This is a genomic window from Nonomuraea sp. NPDC049400, from assembly GCF_044466425.1.
GTDB lineage: Bacteria > Actinomycetota > Actinomycetes > Streptosporangiales > Streptosporangiaceae > Nonomuraea.
In genome coordinates this window covers 64,318-87,893 of the sequence record NZ_JBITMP010000032.1, presented here as the reverse complement: position 1 = coordinate 87,893, position 23,576 = coordinate 64,318, and the positions used below count along the sequence as shown (strand labels likewise).

22 protein-coding genes are annotated in these 23,576 nt (G+C 71.7%); 16 read left to right on the top strand and 6 right to left on the bottom strand.

Going from position 1 to position 23,576, the window contains the following annotated elements; all coding sequences use genetic code 11:
* Positions 1-29 precede the first annotated feature (29 nt).
* Together ACIBVN_RS38545 and ACIBVN_RS38540 are read right to left on the bottom strand one after the other, a co-directional pair.
* The gene (locus ACIBVN_RS38545) at positions 30-1,181 is read right to left on the bottom strand and encodes an amidohydrolase family protein (RefSeq protein ID WP_397145167.1); all 1,152 of its coding nucleotides are present in this window, start codon (positions 1,179-1,181) and stop codon (positions 30-32) included.
* A gap of 61 nt (positions 1,182-1,242) precedes the next feature.
* Positions 1,243-3,372, bottom strand: a complete 2,130-nt coding sequence (locus ACIBVN_RS38540) for an anthranilate synthase component I (protein ID WP_397145165.1) — start codon at positions 3,370-3,372, stop codon at positions 1,243-1,245.
* 257 nt (positions 3,373-3,629) lie between these two features.
* On the opposite strand from ACIBVN_RS38540, the gene ACIBVN_RS38535 reads away from it, so the two are divergent.
* From ACIBVN_RS38535 to ACIBVN_RS38510, 6 genes are all read left to right on the top strand, one after another.
* Positions 3,630-4,820, top strand: a complete 1,191-nt coding sequence (locus ACIBVN_RS38535; RefSeq protein ID WP_397145163.1) for a cytochrome P450 — start codon at positions 3,630-3,632, stop codon at positions 4,818-4,820.
* On the top strand, positions 4,817-5,638 hold the full coding sequence (locus ACIBVN_RS38530; RefSeq protein WP_397145161.1) for an oxidoreductase: 822 nt from the start codon (positions 4,817-4,819) through the stop codon (positions 5,636-5,638). The genes ACIBVN_RS38535 and ACIBVN_RS38530 overlap by 4 nt, the downstream gene beginning before the upstream one ends.
* On the top strand, positions 5,635-6,261 hold the full coding sequence (locus ACIBVN_RS38525; protein ID WP_397145159.1) for a TetR/AcrR family transcriptional regulator: 627 nt from the start codon (positions 5,635-5,637) through the stop codon (positions 6,259-6,261). Before ACIBVN_RS38530 ends, ACIBVN_RS38525 begins: the two co-directional genes overlap by 4 nt.
* Before the next feature lie 170 nt (positions 6,262-6,431).
* Entirely contained in the window at positions 6,432-9,926 is a 3,495-nt protein-coding gene (locus tag ACIBVN_RS38520; protein ID WP_397145157.1) for a S8 family serine peptidase, read from the top strand.
* A 101-nt stretch (positions 9,927-10,027) separates the two neighbouring features.
* Positions 10,028-11,608 (top strand): CocE/NonD family hydrolase, encoded by a 1,581-nt coding sequence (locus tag ACIBVN_RS38515; RefSeq protein ID WP_397145155.1) that lies wholly within the window; start codon positions 10,028-10,030, stop codon positions 11,606-11,608.
* Positions 11,590-12,531 carry a helix-turn-helix transcriptional regulator gene (locus ACIBVN_RS38510; protein ID WP_397145153.1) on the top strand — a complete coding sequence of 314 codons (942 nt, stop codon included), beginning with the start codon at positions 11,590-11,592 and terminating at the stop codon, positions 12,529-12,531. The genes ACIBVN_RS38515 and ACIBVN_RS38510 overlap by 19 nt, the downstream gene beginning before the upstream one ends.
* Here ACIBVN_RS38510 and ACIBVN_RS38505 read toward each other — a convergent pair.
* The gene (locus ACIBVN_RS38505) at positions 12,522-13,412 is read right to left on the bottom strand and encodes an SDR family oxidoreductase (RefSeq protein WP_397145151.1); all 891 of its coding nucleotides are present in this window, start codon (positions 13,410-13,412) and stop codon (positions 12,522-12,524) included. The genes ACIBVN_RS38510 and ACIBVN_RS38505 overlap by 10 nt on opposite strands.
* 305 nt (positions 13,413-13,717) lie before the next feature.
* Here ACIBVN_RS38505 and ACIBVN_RS38500 point away from each other — a divergent pair, with 305 nt between their 5' ends.
* On the top strand, positions 13,718-13,927 hold the full coding sequence (locus ACIBVN_RS38500; RefSeq protein WP_397145149.1) for a DUF3311 domain-containing protein: 210 nt from the start codon (positions 13,718-13,720) through the stop codon (positions 13,925-13,927).
* The gene (gene mctP / locus ACIBVN_RS38495) at positions 13,924-15,531 is read left to right on the top strand and encodes a monocarboxylate uptake permease MctP (RefSeq protein WP_397145147.1); all 1,608 of its coding nucleotides are present in this window, start codon (positions 13,924-13,926) and stop codon (positions 15,529-15,531) included. Before ACIBVN_RS38500 ends, mctP begins: the two co-directional genes overlap by 4 nt.
* 55 nt (positions 15,532-15,586) lie before the next feature.
* On the opposite strand, the gene ACIBVN_RS38490 is transcribed toward mctP, so the two are convergent.
* Positions 15,587-15,934 carry a DUF6285 domain-containing protein gene (locus ACIBVN_RS38490; protein ID WP_397145243.1) on the bottom strand — a complete coding sequence of 116 codons (348 nt, stop codon included), beginning with the start codon at positions 15,932-15,934 and terminating at the stop codon, positions 15,587-15,589.
* Positions 15,935-15,994: 60 nt separating this feature from the next.
* On the opposite strand from ACIBVN_RS38490, the gene ACIBVN_RS38485 reads away from it, so the two are divergent.
* From ACIBVN_RS38485 to ACIBVN_RS38460, 6 genes are read left to right on the top strand one after another with little or no spacing between them, the layout of a single operon-like run.
* Complete coding sequence (locus ACIBVN_RS38485; RefSeq protein ID WP_397145145.1) at positions 15,995-16,777, top strand: CPBP family intramembrane glutamic endopeptidase; 783 nt, start codon at positions 15,995-15,997, stop codon at positions 16,775-16,777.
* A gap of 41 nt (positions 16,778-16,818) precedes the next feature.
* Positions 16,819-18,009, top strand: coding sequence for an acyl-CoA dehydrogenase family protein (locus ACIBVN_RS38480; protein WP_397145143.1), 1,191 nt, complete (start codon positions 16,819-16,821; stop codon positions 18,007-18,009).
* The gene (locus tag ACIBVN_RS38475) at positions 18,006-18,134 is read left to right on the top strand and encodes a hypothetical protein (protein WP_397145141.1); all 129 of its coding nucleotides are present in this window, start codon (positions 18,006-18,008) and stop codon (positions 18,132-18,134) included. Before ACIBVN_RS38480 ends, ACIBVN_RS38475 begins: the two co-directional genes overlap by 4 nt.
* Positions 18,131-18,829: a phosphotransferase family protein gene (locus ACIBVN_RS38470; RefSeq protein WP_397145139.1), complete on the top strand. Its 699-nt coding sequence runs from the start codon at positions 18,131-18,133 to the stop codon at positions 18,827-18,829. Before ACIBVN_RS38475 ends, ACIBVN_RS38470 begins: the two co-directional genes overlap by 4 nt.
* A 3-nt stretch (positions 18,830-18,832) precedes the next feature.
* Complete coding sequence (locus ACIBVN_RS38465) at positions 18,833-19,552, top strand: ABC transporter ATP-binding protein (RefSeq protein ID WP_397145137.1); 720 nt, start codon at positions 18,833-18,835, stop codon at positions 19,550-19,552.
* Positions 19,549-20,370 carry an ABC transporter permease gene (locus ACIBVN_RS38460; protein WP_397145135.1) on the top strand — a complete coding sequence of 274 codons (822 nt, stop codon included), beginning with the start codon at positions 19,549-19,551 and terminating at the stop codon, positions 20,368-20,370. Before ACIBVN_RS38465 ends, ACIBVN_RS38460 begins: the two co-directional genes overlap by 4 nt.
* On the opposite strand, the gene ACIBVN_RS38455 is transcribed toward ACIBVN_RS38460, so the two are convergent.
* A complete protein-coding gene (locus ACIBVN_RS38455) occupies positions 20,324-20,953 on the bottom strand; it encodes a TetR/AcrR family transcriptional regulator (RefSeq protein ID WP_397145133.1) in 630 nt (209 codons plus the stop codon). The genes ACIBVN_RS38460 and ACIBVN_RS38455 overlap by 47 nt on opposite strands.
* A gap of 51 nt (positions 20,954-21,004) precedes the next feature.
* A complete protein-coding gene (locus ACIBVN_RS38450) occupies positions 21,005-21,442 on the bottom strand; it encodes a hypothetical protein (RefSeq protein WP_397145131.1) in 438 nt (145 codons plus the stop codon).
* Between the two features lie 222 nt (positions 21,443-21,664).
* Here ACIBVN_RS38450 and ACIBVN_RS38445 point away from each other — a divergent pair, with 222 nt between their 5' ends.
* Both ACIBVN_RS38445 and ACIBVN_RS38440 read left to right on the top strand, forming a co-directional pair.
* Positions 21,665-22,435, top strand: a complete 771-nt coding sequence (locus ACIBVN_RS38445; RefSeq protein ID WP_397145129.1) for a hypothetical protein — start codon at positions 21,665-21,667, stop codon at positions 22,433-22,435.
* Positions 22,432-23,562, top strand: coding sequence for a hypothetical protein (locus tag ACIBVN_RS38440; RefSeq protein WP_397145127.1), 1,131 nt, complete (start codon positions 22,432-22,434; stop codon positions 23,560-23,562). Before ACIBVN_RS38445 ends, ACIBVN_RS38440 begins: the two co-directional genes overlap by 4 nt.
* The last annotated feature ends 14 nt before the right edge of the window (positions 23,563-23,576 follow it).

Below are 23,576 nucleotides of genomic sequence, written 5' to 3'. Positions count from 1 at the left end.
GGCCACGCCCGGCGCGGCGGCGGGTGAGTTCACAAGCGGTAGACGCGGCGGGCGTTGCCTGAGCCGATCATGTGGGCGACGCGGGCGGCGTCGGCGGGGCTCCACTCCCCCGAGGCCAGCCGCGACGCCAGCGCCGCGCCGAGCGCCTGCCGGTAGTGGAGCGCGCCCAGATAGCCCGTCTCGGCCACGCTGTGGCAGCCGGTGCTGAACAGCTGCTTGTGGAACGGCGCCAGCTCGAGCAGCTCGTCCACGATCCTGGCCGAGGCGGCGGCGGTGTGCGGGAGGGCGAGGCCGACGTCCACGTACACGTGCGGGTAGAGGCCGGCGAGGTAGGCGGCCTGGCGGTGGTACGGGTAGCAGTGCAGCAGGATGATCGGCACGCCGAGCGGCTGCAGCATCGCGGCGAACTCGCTCAGCCGGCCCGGGTCGGTGCGGTGCAGGTCGAGGCCCGAGCCGCCGAAGCCCGTGTGGAACTGGACGGGCAGCCCCCGCTCCCTGGCCACGTCGATCGCGCACCAGAGCAGGTGGCGCAGCATGATCTCGTCGGTCAGCGGCTGCTTCGGGTCCGACAGCCGCCGGTTGGCCGCCGCGATCACCGATCCCCTGCTGGGCCTGGACGGGTCGAAGTCGAGGCCGCACAGCGCGCCGATGACGGTCTTGAGCCCGACCGCCCTGGCGGCCCTGGCGGCCAGCTCCTCGCCGAGGCCCTCCAGGTAGTCCACGGCCAGCTCGGCCGTCTCGGCCACGTCCCGTTCGATCTGCTCGATCCGTACGAGCTCGTCCGCGGCGGCCCCGCCGTGGCGGCCCATCTCGGTGGCCGTCAGCACCTCGGCGTCCTCCGCGCCCGGGGCGGTGTCCACCAGGAACGCCACCACGCCGGCCCCCGCCAGCAGGCGCCGGTTGACCTCGGCCGCGCCCAGCTCCGCACGGCGGGAGAGGTAGACGGCGGGCGGCGCGTGCGGCTCCAGGTCGAGCACCGGCGCGCACCACCGGCGCACGGCCGCGCCGAACGGCGTGTCGAAATGGGTGGTGCCGGGCGGCGCCGGGCTGCCGCCCTCGTTGATGAGCAGCTCGAACCGGGCTCTGCTCAGGTCGTCTCGGCGCACCCCGTGACAGTGGTGGTCGACGAGCGGGGCGAGCAGCGCGTCACGCACCGTGGAGGGTAGATCTACGGGGAGCATGCGGAGACTCTAGGGGAGCCCCGCATGCCCCCGCGGCGGTTTTACCTACGACGGGGGCCGCTCACTTGCGGCACAGGCGCAGCACGTTCGCGATGATCTTCGCGCCCGCGCCGCCCTCCTGCGTGAGGATCGACTCGGGGTGGAACTGCACCCCGAAGCGCCGCCGCTCGACGTCCTCGATGGCCATGACGTTGCCGTCGGGCGTGAAGGCGGTCGCGGTGAAGCCGACGACGCCGGGCCGCTTGGCGTGCAGCGAGTGGTAGCGGGCCGCGGTGAACTCCTCGGGCAGCCCCTCCAGCAGCGCGCTGCCGGCCTCCACCCGGGCGACCTGGCCGCGCTTGCCGTGCTCGGGGTAGTCCAGCAGCTCCAGCGTGCCGCCTTCGTGCTCCACCATGGCCTGCAGCCCCAGGCAGACGCCGAACACCGGCAGGTCGCGGGCGTAGATCTGGTCGAGCAGCGCCGCCATGCCGAAGTCGGACGGCCAGCCCGGCCCGGGCGAGAGCACCACCAGGTCGGGCGCGATGTCGTCGATCATGTGAGGCGGGAAGCCGTGGCGCAGCGTCACCACGTCGGCGCCTTCCTGGCGGAAGTAGTCGGCCAGCGTGTTGACGAAGGAGTCCTCGTGGTCGACGAGCAGCACCTTCATGCCCTGGCCCGGCTGCGGCCTGGGCTCGGGGACCGGGACCGCGTCCGGCCGGTTGACCGCGGCCAGGGCGCCGAGCAGGGCGCTGGCCTTGAGCTCGGTCTCGCGCTCCTCCGACTCGGGGTCGGAGTCGAACAGCAGCGTGGCCCCGGCCCGCACGGTCGCCACGCCGTGCTTGATCTGCGCGGTGCGCAGGGTCAGGCCGGTGTTCATGGAGCCGTCGAAGCCGATGAAGCCGATGGCGCCGCCGTACCACTTGCGGGTGGTGGCCTCGTGGTCCTCGATGAACTGCATCGCCCACGTCTTGGGCGCGCCGGTGACGGTGACGGCCCACATGTGGGTGAGGAACGCGTCGAGCGCGTCGAACTCGGGGCGCAGCCGCCCCTCGATGTGGTCGACCGTGTGGATCAGGCGGGAGTAGAGCTCGATCTGGCGGCGGCCGATGACCTTGACGGTGCCCGGGACGCAGATGCGCGACTTGTCGTTGCGGTCGACGTCGGTGCACATGGTCAGCTCCGACTCCTCCTTGACGCTGGACAGGAGGGTGCGGATGGCCTCGGCGTCCTCGACCGGGTTGCTGCCGCGGGCGATGGTGCCGGAGATGGGGCAGGTCTCGACGCGGTCGCCGGTGACCCTGACGTACATCTCGGGCGAGGCGCCGACCAGGTGCTCGCCTTCGCCGAGGCTGATGATGAACTCGTACGGCGCGGGGTTGCTGTGCCGCAGGCAGCGGTAGAAGGCGGCCGGGTCGGTGCAGACGGCGTGGAAGACCTGTCCGGGCACGACCTCGAACAGGTCGCCGCGCTTGAACTTCTCCTTCGCGGCGGCCACGACCTTGGCGTATTCGCCCTTCTCCGGGTCCTCGGGCAGCCGGCCGGGGGCCACGGGCTCGGCGGCGGCGCCGGTGCGCTCCAGGCCGCGGGTGGTGGCGCCGTCGACGGTGAACTCGTAGCGGTATTCGACGCTGGTCTCGCGCTGCCTGTCGATCACGACGAGCCGGTCGGGCAGGTGGAGGACGAGGTCGCGCTGGTCGTCGGGGCGGACGAGCTCCTGCCTGATGGGCTCGAACTGGAAGGCCAGGTCGTAGCCGAACGCGCCGTACAGGCCCAGGTGCGGGTCGTCGCCCTTGAAGGCGGCGATGACCTCGCGGATCGCGGTGAACACGGTGGGCCTTCTGCTGCGCATCTCCTCCGGCAGCAGGTCTTCCGACTCCGGTATGTGCACCGCGACGTGGTCCGGGGTGGGCTCGGCGACCGGCTTGCCCGCGGCCAGCAGGCAGGAGGCGACGGCGGGCAGCACGACCCGGCCACGGGCGTTGAGCGCGGTGGCCGAGATGGTGCGGCCCTTGGCGACCAGCTCGAGGCACGGATCGACGTAGCCGAAGGCCCAGCGGCTGTAGCGGCCCGGGTAGTCCATGCCCGAGGAGAACGCGCCGCCGCGCCTGGTCCCGAGCGCGGTCACGATCTCTTCCAGCGCCGCCTCGTCCACCTCGCGCGCCTCGCGCTCGACCCCGATGCCCCCGGCGGTGGTATATCCGCTCGTCTCCACGTCCTGCCCCTTTACCACGTCAAATGATCGAGCCCCGGGGGCGGACACGCGAAAGGCCGCCATCCGGGGCGGCCGTCCGTTCAGGAATGCGAAACACACGCCGCCTAGGAGCGGCGCCACCACTGGAGCTGGTCGTGATTTCGCATGCACACAGGTTAACCGCCGGACCATGATCGCGCAACGCGGTCCGGGGAGGGCGGCCAGGTACCGCGACTTTCAATACAGAGCTGTACTGTATTCGTTGAAAGGAGACCCACATGACCGAGACCGAGGCGATCACCCTCCCCACCGAGCGGCCCACCCCGTTCGACCCGCCCGACGACCTCGCCAAGCTGCGCGAGACCCGTCCCATGGCCCGCCTGGCCTACCCCGACGGCCACCGGGGCTGGCTCGTCACCAGCCACGCGCTGGTGCGCGAGGTGCTGGCCGACCGCCGTTTCAGTGCCCGCTCCGAGCTGCGGCACGTCCCCGTCGGGAGCACGGGCACGGCCCAGCCCTCGCCTCCCGGGATGTTCGTCGGAATGGACCCGCCCGAGCACACCCGCTACCGCCACCTGCTCACCGGCGAGTTCACCGTACGCCGGATGCGCCTGCTCACCGAGCGCATCGAGGAGATCACCAAGGAGCAGCTCGACCTCATGGAGCGGCAGGGCCCGCCGGCCGACCTGGTGCCGGCGTTCGCGGCGCCGATCCCCGCGGTGGTGATCTGCGAGCTGCTGGGCGTGCCCGAGGAGGAGAGGGCTGCCTTCATCGCCGAGGGCGCCGCGCTCACGCGGCCGGACCTCCCGCAGGAGGAGAAGGTCTCCGCGTTCCTGGCGATGCAGGCGCACATGCGCGAGCTGGTGACGGCCAAGCGGGCCACGCCCACCGACGACATGCTGAGCGGCCTCACCAAGAGCGACCTGACCGACGAGGAGCTGGCCAACATCGGGTTCATGCTGCTGGGCGCCGGCCTCGACACGACGGCGAACATGCTCGCCCTGGGCACGTTCGCGCTGCTGCGCCACCCCGGCCAGCTGGCCGTCCTGCGCGACGAGCCCGAGCGGGTCGACCAGGCGGTGGAGGAGCTGCTGCGCTACCTCAGCATCATCCCCTTCCTCGTACGTACGGCGCTGGAGGACGTCGAGCTGGACGGCGAGCTGGTCAGGAAGGGCGAGACGGTCACCGTCTCCATCCCGTCCGCCAACCGCGACCCGAGCCGCTTCCCCGACCCCGACGCCCTCGACCTGCGCCGGGACACCGGCGGGCACGTTGGCTTCGGTCACGGCGTGCACCAGTGCCTCGGCCAGCAGCTGGCCAGGGTGGAGATGCGGGCGGGCTATCCGGCGCTGTTCAGGAGGTTCCCGTCGCTGCGGATGGCGGTCGAGCCGGGCGAGGTGCCGCTCCGTACCGACATGCTCATCTACGGCGTGCACAGCCTCCCCGTCACCTGGGATGTCGCGAAATGAGCGGCCGGATCTGTCTCGTCACCGGGGCGTCGTCCGGGATCGGCCGCGCCACCGCGCTGGAGCTGCTGCGCGCCGGCCACACCGTCTACGGCCTGGCGCGGCGGGTGGAGAAGATGGACGTCATCCGGTCCGCCGGCGGCCACGCGATCGGCGCGGACGTCACCAGCGACGCCGACCTCGACCGCGCCGTGCGGAGCGTCCTCGACCGGCACCAGCGCATCGACGTGCTGGTGAACAACGCCGGCATCGCCGTGCACGGCGCCGCCGAGGAGGTGCCGCTGGAGCGCGCCAGGCAGGTGTTCGAGGTCAACCTCTTCGGCCTGGCCCGGCTGACCCAGCTCGTGCTGCCGCAGATGCGTGAGCGGCGCTCGGGCACGATCGTCAACATCTCCTCGATCGCCGGCGAGATCTCCCTGCCGATGGGCGCCTGGTACCACGCCTCGAAGCACGCGCTGGAGGCGTACTCGGACTCGCTCAGGCAGGAGGTGGCCCGGTTCGGCGTGCGCGTGGTGGTGGTGCAGCCCGGGATCATCAAGACCGGGTTCGAGGGCGACACGCCGCGCCAGCTGCGGGAGATCTCGGGGCACGGGCCGTACGCGCAGGTCGCGGAGTGGATGGCGCGGCAGGCCGAGGAGGGTTTCGGGCCGGGCAGCAAGGCGTCCGACCCCCGCGTGGTGGGCCGCGCCGTCGCCCGGATCGTGGCCGAGCGCGACCCGAAGCCCCGCTACGCCGTCGGCTACCTCGCCGATCTGCTGCTGTGGGTCAATAGACTCCTGCCGGACCGCCTCTACGACAAGATGGTGACCCGCCAGGCATGATGACGACCGACGACCTCGGCACGACCGGCACGCGAGCACCGCGGCCCGCAGGACGCCCGCGCAGCCAGGAGGCCGACCTGGCCATCCTCAGGGCCGCGCTCGACCTGCTCATCGAGTACGGCGCGGCTCAGACCAGCATCGAGCGGGTCGCCAAGCAGGCCGGCGTGACGAGGGCGACGGTCTACCGCAGGTACGCCGACAAGACGGCGCTGCTCGTGCAGGCCCTGCAGTGGGCCCACCACGACACCGACCCCGATTTCACCGGCTGGCGCGATCTCGACCACATGTTCGGCGACTGGGCGGCGCATCTGTCCGATCCGCGCAACCGGGTGCTGCTGCGCCGGGTCTTCGGCACGGTCGACGACTATCCCGAGCTGATCAAGGCGTACCGCGAGGCCAACGGCGGGCGGCGGGCGGCGGTCGTGCGCGAGGCGCTCTCCCTCGCCCGCGCCCGCGGGGAGCTCCCGGCGCACCTGGACGTGGACGTGGTGGAGGAGGTCCTGAGCGGCGCGGTGATGGGCCATCTCGGCAGCCATCCCGATGACGAGGGCGCCGAGCAGATCAAGGACTACTTCCTGGCGATCATGAAGCAGTTCGGCTACCGGCCGGCGACGAAGCTTTAGGGCGTCGTAGAGGGCCGAAGCATCCGGCCCATGTGGTGACATTTCAGCTGACCAGATTACATTTCGCGCCACCTCTTGCTTTCCCGACAAGACCTCTTCACGCTTCTCGACAGAGGCGTGAAGATCACCTCTTGTCGCGAAATCTCGGAAGTCTCGAAGGAGAGGCGCGCGTGCCCGAAACCCCCCGCTGGCGGGCGATCCTGACCGGGATCGTCGTCGTCGCAGGCTTATCCGTCCCGCAGGCCGCAGCCCATGCGGCGCCGGACCCCGCCAAGATAGACGCGACCGTCCAGGCGCAGCTGGCGCAGGACGACAAGGCCACTTTCTGGGTCCGGATGAAGGGGGCGGCCGATCTCAGCGGCGCCCGCCGGGCCGTCACCAAGGACGCGAAGGCCGAGCTGGTCTTCGAGTCGAAGACCGAGCGGGCCAGGACCTCGCAGGAGGGCCTGCGCAAGCTGCTGGACTCCCGCCACGCGGACTACACCCCGTACTGGATCGTCAACGCGGTGCGGGTGACCGCGGACGAGAAGCTGGCAGGCGAGATCGCCAAGCTGCCCGAGGTCGAGAGCCTCGAGCCGGTCCGCACCTACGCCCTGCCGAAGCCCGTCTCCGGTAAGGCGGAAAGCAAGGTCAACGCGGTCGAGTGGAACATCGACCGGGTCAACGCCCCGCGCGTCTGGAGCGAGCTGGGCAACCGCGGCGAGGGCATCGTCGTCGCCCACATCGACTCCGGCGCCCAGTTCGACCACCCCGAGCTGGTCCAGAGCTACCGCGGCAGGAGCCAGGGCGGCACGTTCAGCCACGACTACAACTGGTTCGACCCGGCGCGCATCTGCCCGGCGGCCACGCCGTGCGACAACAACGGCCACGGCACCCACACCATGGGCACGATGGTCGGCGCGAACGGCATCGGCGTCGCGCCCGGCGCCAAGTGGATCGCCGCCAAGGGCTGCGAGGGCAACACCTGCACCGACGCCTCCCTGCTGGCGGCCGGCCAGTGGATCCTGGCGCCCACGGACCTCAGCGGCCGTAACCCGCGCCCCGATCTGGCGCCCGACATCGTCAACAACTCCTGGGGCGGCCCCGGGAACGATTTCTGGTACAAGGAGACGGTCGAGGCGTGGATCGCGGCCGGGATCTTCCCGGCGTTCGCCAACGGCAACGAGGGCCCGGCCTGCCGCACCAGCGGCTCGCCCGGCGACTACGTGAGCAGCTACAGCGCGGGCGGCTTCGACATCAACAACGCGCTGTACAACCGGTCGAGCAAGGGCGAGGGCGAGGGCGGCGAGATCAAGCCGAACATCGCCGCCCCGGCCGTCAACGTGCGCTCCTCGACCCCCGGCGGCTCTTACGACAGCTACACCGGCACGTCGATGGCCTCGCCGCACGTGGCGGCCACGGTCGCGCTGATCTGGTCGGGCTCGCCGGGGCTGCAGGGCAACGTGGCGGCCACCCGGCCGCTGCTCGACAGCACCGCGACCGACGTCAACGACACCGGCTGCGGCGGCACCGCGACCGACAACAACATCTGGGGCGAGGGCAGGCTCGACACGTACGCCGCCGTGCAGGCCGCGCCCCACGAGGGCCTCGGCGACCTGCGCGGCACGGTCACCGCGGGTGGCGCGCCCGTGGCCGGGGCGGCGGTCACGGCCTCCGGGCCGCTGAGCCGCACCGTGACGACCGGCGAGGACGGCACGTACGCCATCCCGCGCCTGCTGCCGGGCGACTACCAGCTCAGCGTGGAGAAGTTCGGCCACGACAAGGCCACCGCGCCGGCCACGATCACGGCCGGGCAGTCCACGACCGCCGACGTGACCATGGTCAGGCAGGCGGCGGGCGTGGTGTCCGGCACGGTCAGCACGGCTGGCACGCCGGAGCCGGGCGCGACGGTGGCGGCCACCGGCACTCCGGTCAGCGCGGTGACCGACGCGGCGGGCCGCTACCGGCTGACGCTGCCGCACGGCGACTACGAGCTGGCGGTCACGCCGTCCTCCCGCTGCGCCAGCGGCACGACGGCGTCCGTCTCGGTGGCCGGCGACGTGGTCAAGGACCTCGAGCTGCCGCTGCGCGGCGACAACTTCGGCTACACCTGCAAGAGCGGCGCGCAGGCGTACGTGGCGGGCACCGAGAAGCTGGCCCTCACCGGTGACGACGAGGCCCAGCAGGTGACGCTGCCGTTCCCGATTCCGTTCTACGGCACGGGTTACGGCAAGGCGTGGATCGGCACGAACGGGTACCTCACGTTCGCCACCGACCGGGTCACCACCGGCAGCAACGGCCGGCTGCCGACCACGAGCACGCCGAACAACGCGATCTACGCGTACTGGGATGACCTCATCGTGGACGCGCAGGCCGGGGTTTACACCGCGGTGACGGGCAGGGCGCCGCACCGGACGTTCGTCGTGGAGTGGCGCAGCGCCGGCTTCTACAACGCCGACGACCAGCGGGTGTCGTTCTCGGCGCTGCTGGGCGAGGACGGCTCGATCGGCTTCCGGTACAAGGACATCGAGAGCGAGCGCGAGCAGGGCTCCAGCGCCACCGTCGGCGTCGAGAACGCGGGCGGCACCGACGCCATGCTGTACTCCTACGAGCAGCCGGCGCTGTCCACCGGGCAGGGCCTGACGTTCACGGCCAGCCGGCACGGCCTGGTCACCGGCGCGGTCACCGACGCCAACGACGGGCAGCCGCTGGCCGGGGCGACGGTGAAGGTGGGCGACGTGGCCACGTTCACGACCGGCGAGGACGGCTCGTTCTACGGGCAGGTGCAGGCCGGCGACTACGACGTCGTGGTCGCCAAGGACCACTACGGCACCTTCACCAAGGCCGTCACGATCGCGCCCACCACGGTGACGCGGATCGACACGGCGCTGGTCACCGGCAGGGTGAGCGCGTCGGCCGCCGAGCTGACCGTGGTGATGCCGGCCGAGTCCACCCGCACGCGGACCCTGGAGCTGACGAACCTGGGCTCGCCCACGCCGTACACGGTGGCCTCGGAGCCGTGGTTCGCCGCGACCCCGGCCTCGGGCGAGCTGGCCAAGGGGCAGAAGGTGACGCTGAAGGCGACGCTCTCCAGCGCCGGCGTCGCGCCGGGCACAGTGAAGACGGGCAAGCTGCTCGTCCGGTCGGCCAGCGGCCGGCAGCCGACCATCGAGGTCAAGGTGACGGTCGTGGTGCCCAAGCTCCAGGTGGCCATCGACGCGGGCGCCGGCAAGAGCCTGGTCGACGGCGCCGGTGACACCTGGACGCCCGACAAGAAGTACGCCGCCGGCGGCTACGGCTACGTGGCCACCTCGACCAGCACGTCGAGCACGTCCAGGACCATCGCCGGCACCGGCGACCAGGCGCTGTTCAGGACGGCCAGGGAGAAGATGCTGGAGTACCGGTTCGACAACGTGCCCGCCGGCACGTACACCGTCGAGCTGGACTTCGCCGACCTCAAGAGCACGCAGCCGGGCAAGCGCGTCTTCGACGTGCTGGTCGAGGGGCAGCTGGCGATCCCGGCGCTTGACCTGGCCCTGGAGGCGGGCACGTACACGGCGGTGAGCAGGCAGTACACGGTGAAGGTCACCGACGGCCAGCTCAACGTGCGCTTCGCCACCCGGCAGGGCGCGACGATCGTGAATGCCATCCGCATCTCGGAGCGCCCGGACAAGGCGACTCCGTAGCGGCTCCCGGGTAAGGGCACCCGGGTCCATGGGGTGCCCTTACCCGGAACGAACGCCCCCGGGATACCGCACACCGGGCGACATATGTTACTGGTAAGTACATGAGACGCGTGCGGCTCCAGCGGGATCTTCCCGTGCCGATGCCCGACGGCGTGACGCTGCTGGCCGACCACTACGCTCCGGCCGCAGCCGAGCGGGCACCCGTCATCCTGATGCGCTCCCCGTACGGCCGGCGCGGCCTGTTCGGCTGGTACTACGGCCGCGGCTTCGCCCGGCAGGGCTTCCACGTCGTCATCCAGAGCTGCCGCGGCGGCTTCGGCTCCGGCGGCCTGCTCGACCCGCTCGGCGACGAGCACGACGACGGCCTGGCCACCGTCGCCTGGCTGCGCAAGCAGCCGTGGTACGGCGGCTCGTTCGCGATGTTCGGCCCCTCCTACCTCGGCTACACACAGTGGGCCGTCGCGCCCTACGCGGGGCCGGAGCTGAAGGCCATGGCCACGCAGATCACCGCCTCCCAGTTCAGGGACGCCGCCTACGTGGGCGGCGCGTTCGCGCTGGAGTCGGCGCTGAGCTGGACCACGCTCACCGACACCATGTCGCGCCGCTTCGGCGGCGCCGCGGCGCTGACCGCGCCCAGGCTCGCCCGCAAAGCGGTCCTGTCGGGACGCCCCCTGGCGGAGCTTGACCTGGCCTCGGCCGGGCGGCCGCTCCCGTTCTACCAGGACCTGCTCACCCACCACGCCGACCCGGCCGCCCCCTACTGGGACAGGCGCGACTTCTCCCCGAAGGTGGGCGAGGTGGAGGCGGCGGTCACCATGCTGGGCGGCTGGTACGACGTGTTCCTGCCGTGGCAGCTCAAGGACTACGCGGCGATGCGGGCCGCGGGGCGGCGGCCGTACCTGACGATCGGGCCCTGGTACCACGTCGACACCCGGCACGGGCGGCCCGCCATGGCCGAGGCGTCGGCCTGGTTCCGCGCGCACCTGATGGGCGACCGCACCGGGCTGCGGGCCGAGCCCGTGCGGCTCTACGTGACGGGGGCCGAGGAGTGGCGTGACTACCCCGACTGGCCGGTGCCCGGGATGCGGGAGCAGCGCTGGCATCTGCAGCACGGGTTCGGGCTGGGGACGGACGGGCCGCTGGACTCCCCGCCCGACCGGTTCCGGTACCACCCCGCCCATCCGACGCCCGTGATCGGAGGGCCCGTGCTGCTCGGCGACTCCAGGCCGCGCGACCAGCGGCGGCTGGAGCAGCGGCGCGACGTGCTGGTGTACAGTTCAGCGGCGCTGGAGTCGGACGTGGAGATGATCGGGCCGGTGCGGGCTGAGCTGTTCGTGCGGTCGAGCACGCCGTACGTGGACGTGGTGGTGCGCGTGTGCGACGTGCATCCTGACGGGCGCTCGTTCAACGTGTGCGAGGGCGTGCGCCGTATGGCGGACGCCGGTCCCGGGGTACGGAGGGTCGCCGTGGATCTCTGGCCGATCGCGCACCGGTTCGGGCGCGACCACCGGGTCAGGGTGCACGTGGCGGCGGGGGCGTACCCGACGATCGCCCGCAACCACGGCACCGGCGGCCCGCTGGGCGGCGGCGACGGGGCGATGGTGCCCGCCGACGTCGAGGTGTTCCACTCCCCCGATCGTCCCTCCGCCGTGGTGCTGCCGCTGTGCGTGCCTCGCGGTTGATGTCGCTGGTCCTGCTGTTGCAGGGCCGGGGCGGGATGACGGCGGCCGAGCTGGCCGAGGAGCTGGAGGTCTCCGAGCGCACGGTGCACCGGGACGTGCTGGCACTGTCGGAGGCGGGCGTGCCCGTGTACGCCGACCGGGGGCGGGGCGGCGGTTACCGGCTGCTGGAGGGGTACCGGACGCGGCTGACCGGGCTGGACCGGGCCGAGGCGGAGGCGCTGTTCCTGTCGGGGGTGCCGGCGGCGCTGCGGGAGATGGGGCTGGAGGAGGTGGCGGCCACGGCCCGGCTGAAGGCCGCCGCCGCGCTCTCCCCCGCGCTGCGGGACGCGCCCGCCGTCGCGGCGCAGCGCTTCCACCTGGACGCGCCCGGCTGGTTCGTCGGCGACGACCCGCCGCCGGCGGCCCTGGCCCCGCTGGCCAGGGCCGTGTGGAACGACCGCCGCGTCTCGGCTGTCTACAAGGAGCGGGAACGGACGCTGGAGCCGTACGGGCTGGTGCTCAAGGCGGGCACCTGGTACCTGGCCGCGCGGCTCGGGACCCGGTTCCTGATCTTCCGGGTGCCCCGGTTCGGCGCGGTGTCCGTGCTGCCGGAGTCCTTCGACCGGGATGCCTCGTTCGACCTGGCGGCCTTCTGGGCGGAGCAGTCGGCGGAGTTCAGCCGGTCGCTGCTGCGCGACGTGGTCACGTTGCGGCTCAGCGAGCGGGGGGTGCGCATGCTGCGGCACATCGCCGACCCGGCCGCGGTCGACGACGCCCTCGCCTCGCTCCAGCCGGACGGGACGGTGCGGCTGGGCGTGGAGTCGGTGCAGGTGGCGTACTCGCAGGTGCTCCGGTTCGGGCCGGAGGCGGAGGTGCTCGATCCGCCGGAGCTGCGGGCGATGGTCGCCGACGCCGCCGCCCGCATGTCCGCGCTCTACCGGTAGTCGGCGGGGTCGAGCTCCTTGCCCGGCTCGCGTACCTCCGTGATGAAGCTCCACACCCGTGGCCGGCTGCCGTCCACGTCCGTGAGGCCGTACGCCTCGGCCAGCTCCTCGCTCGACACCGATCTGCCCGACCAGCGCTGGCGGTCCGGATCGGCGGCGATGGCCGCCACGCCCCTGCCGACGTACGCGGGTGTTTCCGAGACCTGCCAGGCGATGTCCACCTTCGCCTCCCGCCAGTTGTCCTCGGTGACGCCGAAGTTGTCGAGCATGGCCTCCGAGCGCAGGAAGCCCGGCGTGACCGCCACCCCGGTGCCGCCGTACGGGCGCAGCTCGGTCGCCCAGGCGAACCCGAGCCGGTTCACCGACATCTTGGCCAGGTCGTAGTAGACGTTCTCCCGGTAACGGGTCTCGTTGAAGGCCCAGGTGCCGTCGGTGACCTCCACGACCAGCCCGCCCTCGTTCCTGATCAGCAGCGGGAGCAGGTGGCGGCTGGTGATGATGTGGGTGTCGACCGCCAGCCTGAGCAACCGGAGTCCCTTGTCCAGGTCGTGTTTCCAGACCGGGGTGTCCCACTCCCACAGGTGGTCGCCGCCCCACACGTCGTTCACCAGCACGTCGAGCCTGCCCTGCTCGCGCTCCACCCGCTCGGCCAGCGCCTCGACCTGGGCGGGGTCCAAGTGGTCGACCTGCACCGGGATGCCGGTCCCGCCGGCGGCGGTCACCAGCTGCGCCGTCTCCTCGATGGTCTCCGGCCGGTTCATCTCGGAGCGCTGCGCTCTCGTGCTCCTGCCGGTGCAGTAGACCGTCGCGCCGGCCGCGCCCAGCGCGACCGCGATGCCTCGTCCCGTTCCGCGGGTCGCCCCCGCCACCAAAGCAATCATGACGCCGATCGTCTCCCGGAAACCCGACACCTCATGTCATCTTTTCCGCCGGACTCCGGGGACCACAGGACCGTTCGGCGCGGGGAAACGACCATTCGGCGAGTGGAGGCGGGATCGCGACATCGGGCGTGTATAGGGTTTGCCCAGGTGAGGCATGGTGCTCACCGGGCAGGTGTGACATTTTAGGCCAAACCGTAATATTAACGACATTGGGTTTAATACCCCCGAAAAGCTAATCTCCCTCCAATGACTATTCGTCAGGAACCGGTCACAACACGGCTCCTGATCCACTCATCGGAGGGTTGATGACTACCGGGGAACCCGGGCAGCCGCGCACCGACCGCAGCCCATGGAACTGGCTGCTGGTCCTGCCCATCGTGCTGCCGCTCCTGACGTTCCTGTTCAACGCCGACGAGCCCCGCGTGCTGGGCTTCCCGCTCTTCTACTGGCTCCAGCTCGCCTTCATCGCGGTCGGCGTCGTGTCCACGACCATCGTCTACAGGATGACCAAGTGAGCGGGCACACGACCGAGCTGGTCGTCTTTGTGCTGCTGTTCCTCCTGGTCACCGTCATGGGCTTCGTGGCCGCGCGGTGGCGGCGGCCGACCGACCTGGCCAGCCTCAACGAGTGGGGGCTCGGCGGGCGCAGCTTCGGGTCCTGGATCACGTGGTTCCTGGTGGGCGGCGACCTCTACACCGCCTACACGTTCGTGGCGGTGCCGGCGCTGGTGTTCGGCTCCGGCGCGATCGGGTTCTACGCCCTGCCGTACACGGTCGTGGTGTACCCGCTGGTGTTCCTGGTGCTGGCGCGGATGTGGTCGGTGTCGCACGTGCACGGGTTCGTCACCCCTGCCGACTTCGTACGGGCCCGCTTCGGGTCCCCGACGCTGGCGCTGGTGATCGCGATCACCGGGCTGGTGGCGACGATGCCGTACATCGCGCTCCAGCTCGTCGGCATCGAGGCGGTGCTGAAGGCGATGGGCATCACCGGGCACCTGCCGATCGTCATCGCCTTCGCGATCCTGGCCGCGTACACCTACCAGTCGGGCCTGCGGGCGCCCGCGCTGATCGCGTTCGTGAAGGACACGCTGATCTACATCGTGATCCTGGCGGCCGTCATCTACATCCCGGCCAAGCTGGGTGGCTGGGACTCGATCTTCGACGCGGCCAAGGCCAAGTTCGACGCCACCCCGGCACCGGGCGACGGCGTTCTCCTGAACGCCAACAACCAGCTGCAGTACGTGACGCTGGCCTTCGGCTCGGCACTGGCGCTGTTCCTCTACCCGCACAGCCTCACCGGCGTGCTGGCCTCGAAGAACCGCAACGTCATCAAGCGGAACATGTCCGCGCTGCCCGCCTACAGCTTCGTGCTCGGCCTGATCGCGCTGCTCGGCTTCATGGCCATCTCGGCCGGCGTCAAGCCGGTGGTGACCAACGGCAAGGCCGACAACAACACGATCGTGCCCCTGCTGTTCGACAAGATGTTCCCCGACTGGTTCACGGGCGTCGCGTACGCGGCCGTCGGCATCGGCGCGCTCGTCCCCGCGGCGATCATGTCGATCGCGGCGGCGAACCTGTTCACCCGCAACATCTACCGCGAGTACCTCAACAAGAACGCCACCGACGCCCAGGAGGCCAACGTCTCCAAGATCGTGTCGCTGGTCGTCAAGGTGGGCGCGGTGCTCTGCATCCTGCTGCTCGACCCGCAGTTCTCGATCGACCTGCAGCTCATCGGCGGCGTGATCATCCTGCAGACACTGCCGTCGGTGGCCCTGGGCCTCTACACGCGCTGGTTCCACAAGGGCGGCCTGCTCGCGGGCTGGGCGGCCGGCCTGGCGGCGGGCATGTGGATGCTGTACCTCATCCCGAACCCGGTCAGCGGCAAGCAGCACTTCGGCGGCTCGGCGTTCGCGCTGTCGAACCTGGGCTTCGACACCAAGATGACGATCTACGCCGGATTCCTGGCGGTGATCGTGAACCTGGTGGTGGCGGCCCTGGGCACGCTGCTGTTCCGGGCGATCAAGGTGGCGGACGGCGAGGACGCGACCACCCGCGACGACTACTTCGCCGACGAAGGCGATCCGAAGGTGAAGGACCTGGATCTGACCGGCTCCCACTGATCCACCCCGTCCCCGATCCGGCCGACGGCCCGCCCCACCGCGAGGGGGCGGGCCGTCAGTCTTCTTCCAGGTAGGCCGGGTTGGCGACCGCCAGCTTCGCGCGTACGGCCTGCTCCAGGGCCGTGACGAGCGCGTCGTCGTCCGCCACGCGGCCCTCGCGGATGGCGGCGGCGAGCTCGGCGTCGTCCGCCACCCCCAGGTCGGTAAGGCGTGCCGCGTGCTCCCGTGCCTGATCCGGCCCGAGCTGGATCTCCCGCTCCACCATGCCGAGCACGTTGATCGCCACGCGCGTGTGGAAGCGCACCCGCCCGTCCACGGCCGGGAGCACGTCGGTCTCGAGGAAGTCGCGGACGGCGGCCACGAGCTCGGCCGCCGTGGGCACGTCGTGCGGGCCATGTGTCATCTGCAAGCTCTCAATTCGGCGTTTATCTTGATCCGATCAATGAAGGGCTAATCTGCGGCCATGCGCACTGAGTCTCCCACCGCGCCGCCCCCGGTGCTCGCGCCCAAGCTCATCCGGGCCGAGGTGCTCGTCGTGTTCTCGGTCTCGCTCGGCGCCAGCGGCCTCGTGGCGCTCGTCCGGCTGATCGGCGCGCTCACTGCGCCCAGGGAGCTGAAGGGCCAGCAGGCGGTGCTCGTCGGGTCGATGGCCCCCGGGCGGCCGTGGCTGGACCTGGCGCTGCAGCTCGTCGACATCGCGATCACGGTGGCGCCGGTCGGGCTGGTGGCGTACCTGATGGTGCGCTCCGGAGAGTCGCTGCGCACGATCGGGGTGGACTTCCGGGACAAGACCCGTGACGCGGTGCGCGGGACGCTGCTGGCGGCGGCGATCGGCGGCACCGGGCTGGCGTTCTACCTCGCCGTGTGGGCGGCGGGCGTCAACCTGACCGTGGTCGCCGGGCAGCTGCCGCAGGTGTGGTGGCAGGTGCCCGTGCTGCTGCTCGCGGCCGCGCAGAACGGGGTGCTGGAGGAGGTGCTCGTCGCCGGATACCTGCTGCACCGCCTGGGGCAGGCCGGATGGAGCCCGTGGAAGGCCGTCGTGGTGTCGTCGGTGCTGCGGGGGTCGTACCACCTCTATCAGGGGTTCGGCGGATTTATCGGAAATGTCGTGATGGGGCTGGTGTTCGGGCGGCTGTACCAGCGGTGGGGGCGGGCCATGCCGCTGGTCGTGGCGCACACGCTGATCGACGCCGTCGCCTTCGTCGGGTACGCCTTCCTGCACGGCCGCGTGAGCTGGCTGCCCTGAAACCGTTGACCTGACAACTGGTTTCGGGTGAGATCCGGAGCATGAGCTTCGCCGTACCCGACAGCGTCCGGCCGATCCGCGACGCCGTCCACGCGTTCATGACCGAGCGGGTGGAGCCCGCCGAGCCGGTGCTGCACGCGGGCGGGCCCGGCGCGGCGGCGGCGCTCGACGAGCTGCGGGCCGAGGCCAAGAAGGAGGGCCTGTGGGCGCTCGGCCACCCGCGCGAGCTGGGCGGCGGCGGGCTGCCGTTCCTCGACTACGTCCACGTCAACGAGGTGCAGGGGCGCAGCGAGTTCGGGCAGCTCGCGCTGGGCACGTTCACGCTGCAGGACTCGCTGATGCTGCACGAGCACGCCTCGCCCGAGCAGCGCGAGCGCTACCTCGAGCCGCTGGTACGGGGTGACATCTGGCCCAGCTTCGCCATGACCGAGCCGGCGATCTCCAGCAGCGACCCCACCCAGATCAGGACGTCCGCCGTGCTCGACGGGGACGAATGGGTGATCAACGGGCACAAGTGGTTCACGACCGGGGCCTCGCGGGCGGCGTACACGACCGTGATGTGCAGGACCGAGCAGGACGCGCCGCCCCACCTGGCGTTCTCCATGATCCTCGTGCCGACCGGCACGCCCGGCTACCGCATCGTCCGCGAGACCCCCGTGCTGGGGCTCGACGGGGCGCACTGCGAGGTCCGGTACGAGGACGTCCGCGTGCCCGCCGCCAACCTGCTCGGACCGCGCGGGCACGGCTTCGTCATCGCGCAGCAGCGGCTCGGTCCCGGCCGGATCTTCCACTGCATGCGCTGGCTGGGGCAGGCGCAGCGGGCGTTCGACCTGATGTGCCGCAGGCTGCAGGAGCGGACCGCGTTCGGCGAGCCGCTGGCCAAGAAGCAGCTCATGCGGCAGCACGTGTTCGACTCCTACGCCGAGATCCAGGCCGCCAGGCTGCTCACCCTCGACGCCGCCGAGGCGGTCGACGCGGGCTCGCAGGCCCGCGTCGAGATCGGCGCGATCAAGGTGGTGGGGGCGCGCATGCTGCACAACGTGATCGACCGCGCCATCCAGGTGTACGGCGCCGCCGGGCTCACCCCTGACACGCCACTGGATCGCATGTACCGGCACGCGCGGGCCGGGCGGATCTACGACGGGCCCGACGAGGTGCACATCGACTCGGTGGGGAGGCGCATCCTGGGCGAGTACGCGGCGGGCGGCAACTGGGAGTTCGGCCTGCGATGACTGACCTCCGGGCGATCGTCTCCGAGGCGTTCGGAGCGGACGCGTCGATCCCCTTCAGCGCCCGGCTGCCGGGCGGGGCCTCGCGCGAGACCTGGGCGATCGACGTCGTCTCCGGGGGCGAGTGACCCGTGTGCCCGGCGAGAGCATCCCGCGCAAGATCCTGCGCGACGACGCCTACGCGGCCGCCAGGCCCCGGCTGGCCGCGCAGTGCGGGCAGGCGCTCGCCGCGATCCACCGGATGCCGCCCTCCTGCCTGCCGCAGGAGGCGGTGGCGGAGGACCCGCTGCGGCGCTGGCGGGACGTGCTGGACCTGCTCGGCGAGCCGCACCCGGTGTTCGAGCTGGCGCTGCGCCGGCTGGCCGCCGACCGGCCGCCCGGCACGCGGCGTACGGTCGTGCACGGCGACTTCCGCAACGGCAACCTGATCGTCGGGCCCGAGGGGATCAGGGCGGTGCTCGACTGGGAGCTCGCCCACCTCGGCGACCCCCTCGAGGACCTCGGGTGGCTGTGCGTGAAGGCGTGGCGGTTCGGCTCGCCGCTGCCGGTGGGCGGCTTCGGCGGCTACGACGAGCTGATCTCCTCCTACGAGCGGGCCGGCGGCCACCCCGTCGACCGGGACGCGCTGCGCTGGTGGGAGACGTTCGGGGTGCTCAAGTGGGGCGTCATCTGCGTCATGCAGACCATGCGGCACCTGCGCGGCGGCGCGCGGTCGGTGGAGCTGGCCGCGATCGGGCGGCGCGTGTGCGAGAACGAGTGGGACCTGCTGCGCATGCTCGGAGAAAACCCGTTGCCCCGGGAGCCCCGGAAATCGCACGCTTGACCGGTGGCCATCCTGGAAGCGTCCCATCTGGTGAAGCGGTTCGGAGGGGTCACGGCGGTGCGCGACCTGAGCCTGTCCGTCGCAGAGGGCGAGGTCGTCGCCCTGCTCGGCCCCAACGGCGCCGGCAAGTCGACCACCCTCCACATGCTGCTCGGCCTGATCACCCCCGACGCGGGCAGCATCAGGCTGTTCGGCCTCGACCTGGCCCGCCACCGCACCGAGGCGCTCAGCCAGGTCAACTTCGCCGCCAGCTACGTGGACCTGCCCGGGGTGCTGCGGGTGCACGAGGTGCTCGACGCGTTCGCCAGGCTCTACGCCGTACGCCACCCGCGCCGCCGGGTCGAGGAGCTGACGGAGCTGTTCGAGCTCGGCCCGCTGCGCAAGCGCCAGATGATGGACCTGTCGTCGGGCCAGCGCACCCGCGTGCAGCTCGCCAAGGCGCTGGTCAACGCGCCCAGGCTGCTGGTGCTCGACGAGCCCACGGCCAACCTCGACCCCGACGCCGGCGACCGCATCCGCGGCCTGCTGTCCCGCCTGGCCAGGGAGAACGGCAGCGCCATGCTCATCACCTCGCACAACATGCGCGAGGTCGAGCGCATGTGCGACCGCATCCACTTCGTGTCGGACGGCCTCATCGTGGCGGCGGGCAGCGCGAAGGAGCTGGCCGGCCACTACGGGGCCGAGGACCTGGAAGAGGTGTTCCTGAAGGTGGCGCGCGGATGACTTCGCTGACCCTGCCTCCCCTGAGCCTGGCCGCGCGGCGCATGCGGATCATCGGCGTGGTCCGGCGCGACTTCGCCGCCCTGCGGCGCAGCCCGGTGCGGATGTTCGAGATCCTGTTCTGGCCGACCGTCGAGCTGGTGCTGTGGGGGTTCGTCACGCTGTTCCTGCAGGCGCAGCGGGTGCCGTTCGTGGTGGCGTTCCTGCTCGGCGCGGTGCTGCTCTGGCAGGTGCTGCAGAAGGCCAGCAACGAGATCTCGATCGCGTTCCTGGAGGACATCTGGTCGCGCAACCTGCTCAACGTGCAGGTCAGCCCGCTGTCCAGCGCCGAATACCTGATCGGGCTCGTGCTGTTCTCGCTGGGCAAGGTGGTCTTCGCGGTCGCGGTGATGGCCGGGCTGGCCTTCGCCCTGTACGGGTTCGGAGTGACCAGCCTGGGCGTGGGGCTGGCGCCGTTCATGGGGGTGCTGCTCGTGCTCGGCTGGTCGCTCGGCCTGGTCGGCATCGCGGCGGTGCTCCGCTTCGGCGAGAACGCGCAGGTGATCGCCTGGTCGCTGGTGTTCGTGGTACAGCCACTGGCTGGGATCTTCTACCCGATCTCGGTGCTGCCCGCGCCGCTGCAGGCGGCGGCCTGGCTGCTGCCGGCCTCGCACGTGTTCGAGGGCATGCGTACGGTCATGGCCGGCGGCGCGGTGCCCTGGGACCGGCTGGCCTGGGCGGGCGGGCTCAACGTGGTCTACCTGGCCGGCACGCTCGGGCTGTTCGCGTGGGCGCTCAGGTACGCCCGGCGGCGTGGGAAGCTCTCCCGTTTCGGGGACTGACGGCGGCGCTCCCGGCGGCGAGGGCGGCGGCGACCACGTCCACCAGGCCCTCCACCACCTCCGCGCGCTCCACCTCGGGATGCTCGAGCCACCAGTCGCAGGTCGTCTGCACCATGCCGACGAAAGCGTGCCCGAGCACCTGCGCCTTCGTCGGCTCGGGCACCACGCGCTCGGCGACGAGCAGGCCGCCGAGCTCCTCCCCCAGGCCCCTGACGAGGGCCGTCATGTGCGAGCGGATCCTGGAGTCCTCGGCGCTGGCCCGGTGGAACAGGAACCGGTAGAGGTCGCGGTTGGCCGAGATCAGGTCGAGGTAGACGCCGATGGTGCTGCGCGCCCTGCTCCGCAGGTCGGCCCCGGGGGCGGCGAGCTCGGGGCGGAGCTGGGCGATCACGGTGCGGACGTGGCGGTCGGCCAGGGCCTGCAAGAGGCCGCTCTTGTCGCCGAAGTGGCGGTAGAGGATGGGCTTGGTGATGCCGGCCTCCGCGGCGATGGCCGCCATCGAGACCTCGGGGCCCTGGGCCAGGATGGCCCGGTCGGCGGCGTCGAGCAGCGCCCTGCGCCGGTCCGGGTCCCGTCTGCTCACCCGCCCAGGATAGGACGCCGCCGATCGCGCGCCCTCACCGGATCACGCTCCTCACTCGCTCAAGAGGGAGCGCAACCGGCCGGGCAGCAGCGCCGACAGCACCAGCAGCGCGCCGATGATCGTGTAGAGGCCGGTCATGCCCGCCATGGTGCCGGGCGGCTCGGCGAACTCCGCCCAGGGCGCGCCGTCCGGTTGCGACCACGGCAGCCCGCCCGCCCGCGCCCATGGCAGGCTTCCCGCCACGCCCAGCGCGGCGTTCAGGTCGAGCGCGAACACGGCGCCCGCGGCGACCAGCGGGATGCCGCAGCCGAGTGCGGCGGCGGGCCAGGCGGTCAGCACGGTGACGATGACGGCCACCGCCGCCAGGTAGGCGAGCGCCGCGGGAGCGGGCCCGAACGTGGCGCTGCCGGTCCGCAGCGCCCTGGCGGCCGCCTCTGTCAGGTAGTAGACGGGCACGAGGGCGACCACGCCTGCGGCGGCTCCCACCATATGACGAGTCTCACGAGTCACACCGCGATCGTCCCCGCCCGACGCACTGGTTACGCACGCGTTTGCGCACGTCGTTGACGTGCGTCCGTGGTCGCCGCCGGGTGGCGCGGCGTTCGCGGTCTGCGGCTGCCGCGGCCGGCCCCTTTACATCGTAGATCACAGATCTGCCTCTAAATCGCGAAATTACTGGAAAATACTGGGACTGTTGGTACGCTCGCCCCCATGAGTGACCGGCTGGACGATCTCGAGCGGCGGATCGACGAGCTACGGGCGGGAGTGCGCAAGTCGATGCGGGTCCGAGACGGCGCCACCGCGCGCGCCCTGCGTGCCGAGCTCCGTACCGCCGAGCGGGAGTGGGACGCCCTCGTGAGCGGCGAGCAGCCCGAGGCCAAGCCGGAGCCGCCCCGCCTGGTGACCGTGCGCGAGCAGGTCCACCAGGGGCTGCGGCTGCTGGGGGCGGCCGCCCAGCCGCGGCTCGTCGTGGCCGTCAGCGACGCGTTCTTCGGCGGCACGATCCGCAGCGCCCAGCTCACCAGCCTGCGCAGGGACGAGGAGCGCTCGTTCAGGTCCTCGCCGCACGGGCGGCCGTACTATCTGTGCGCCGCGCTGACCGACCGCCTCTCCCCCGCCCGCGGGCTGCTCACGCTCAGCACCTGGCCGCTGGAGCGACGCGTGGTCGGCCCGCTCAGCCCGCGCGTCGACTTCCTCACCTGCGCCATCGCGGTGGCCTCGCACGAGTCGATCGACGAGCGCGCGGACCGGTTACTCGTCCGGATGGCCAGGAACATCCCCGGCGCCACCGACGGCACGCTCGGCCCGCCCGACCCGGAGCGGGTCATCGAGGCTGCCCGCGCCGAGCTGCGCGTGCACGGCGAACGCGACACGCGGGATCGCGCCGAGCTGGCCAAACGCGCCGCGGCGCAGCTCGGTGACACAGCTCGCCTGTTCGGCGCCGCTACGCTGAGCACGATCAAGAAGGAGAAGGCGGAGTGAGCGGCTTGAAGCGCGAAGGCGACCACATACAGCGGCTCGACGCGTTGCGGGGCACGACGCCGCCGCGGCCGCACGACGCCCGCGCCATCGCGGCCCTGGCCGCCAACCCCGGCTGCACCCGCCGGGCCCTCCTCGACGGCGCCGGCATCGACAAGGACGCCGCGGCCCGGCATCTGGGCTTTCCCGCACCGTTCGGGCAGTCGCCGTTCGCGATCACGCGCGGCAACGTGTTCGAGGCGCTGGTCAAGGCCGACGGGTGCGCGGAGCTGCTGCGCATGCTGCGCGAGCTGCTGAACCTGCCGGTCGCCGAGGTCGCCTACCACGACGTCGAGAACGTCGGCGCCCACCTGCGCCACGCCCACACCCGCGCGCTGATCGACCGCGCGGCGCGCGAGGGCCAGGACGCGGGCACGCTGTACGACCACCCGCTGCTCACCCTGGAGATCTCCGGTCACACCGCCTACCTGGAGCCCGATGTGGTGGCCTTCCAGCTCGGCGGCCGGTTCCACATCGTGGAGATCAAGTCGTTCGCCGTGATCGACGGGCAGGCCAACCCGTCGGCGGTGGCGGCGGCCGCGCGGCAGGCGGCGGTGTACGTTCTGGCGCTGCGCACGCTGCTGGAGGAGCTCGGCCACGACCCGCTGAAGGTCTCGCACGACGTGGTGCTGGTCTGCCCGGAGAACTTCGCCAACCGGCCCGTCGCGACCCTGGTCGACGTGCGCAAGCAGCTGGCGGTGCTGCGCCGCCAGCTCACCCGGATGACCACGCTGGACCGGCTGCTCGAAGGGCTGCCCGACGACCTCACGTTCGACCTGCGGCCCGGCGAGGACGGCCGGCCCACGCGGCCCGTGGCCGAGCTGGCCGACGCGCTGCGCAGGACCACCGCCCGGTACGCGCCCGACTGCCTGTCCGCGTGCGACATGTGCTTCTTCTGCCGGGACGAGGCCCGGCAGGAGGGGGCGTCCGACCTGCTCGGCCGGCAGGTGCGCGACGAGCTGGGCGGGGTGGCCTCGGTGGCGGAGGCGCTCGGGCTGGCCGACGGCGCCCGCGACCCCGCCGAGGGGCAGGAGGAGATCGCCCGGCTGCTCCGCAACGCCGAACGCCTGCGCAGGGAGTGCCTCACGTGAGCTCGCCGACCTCG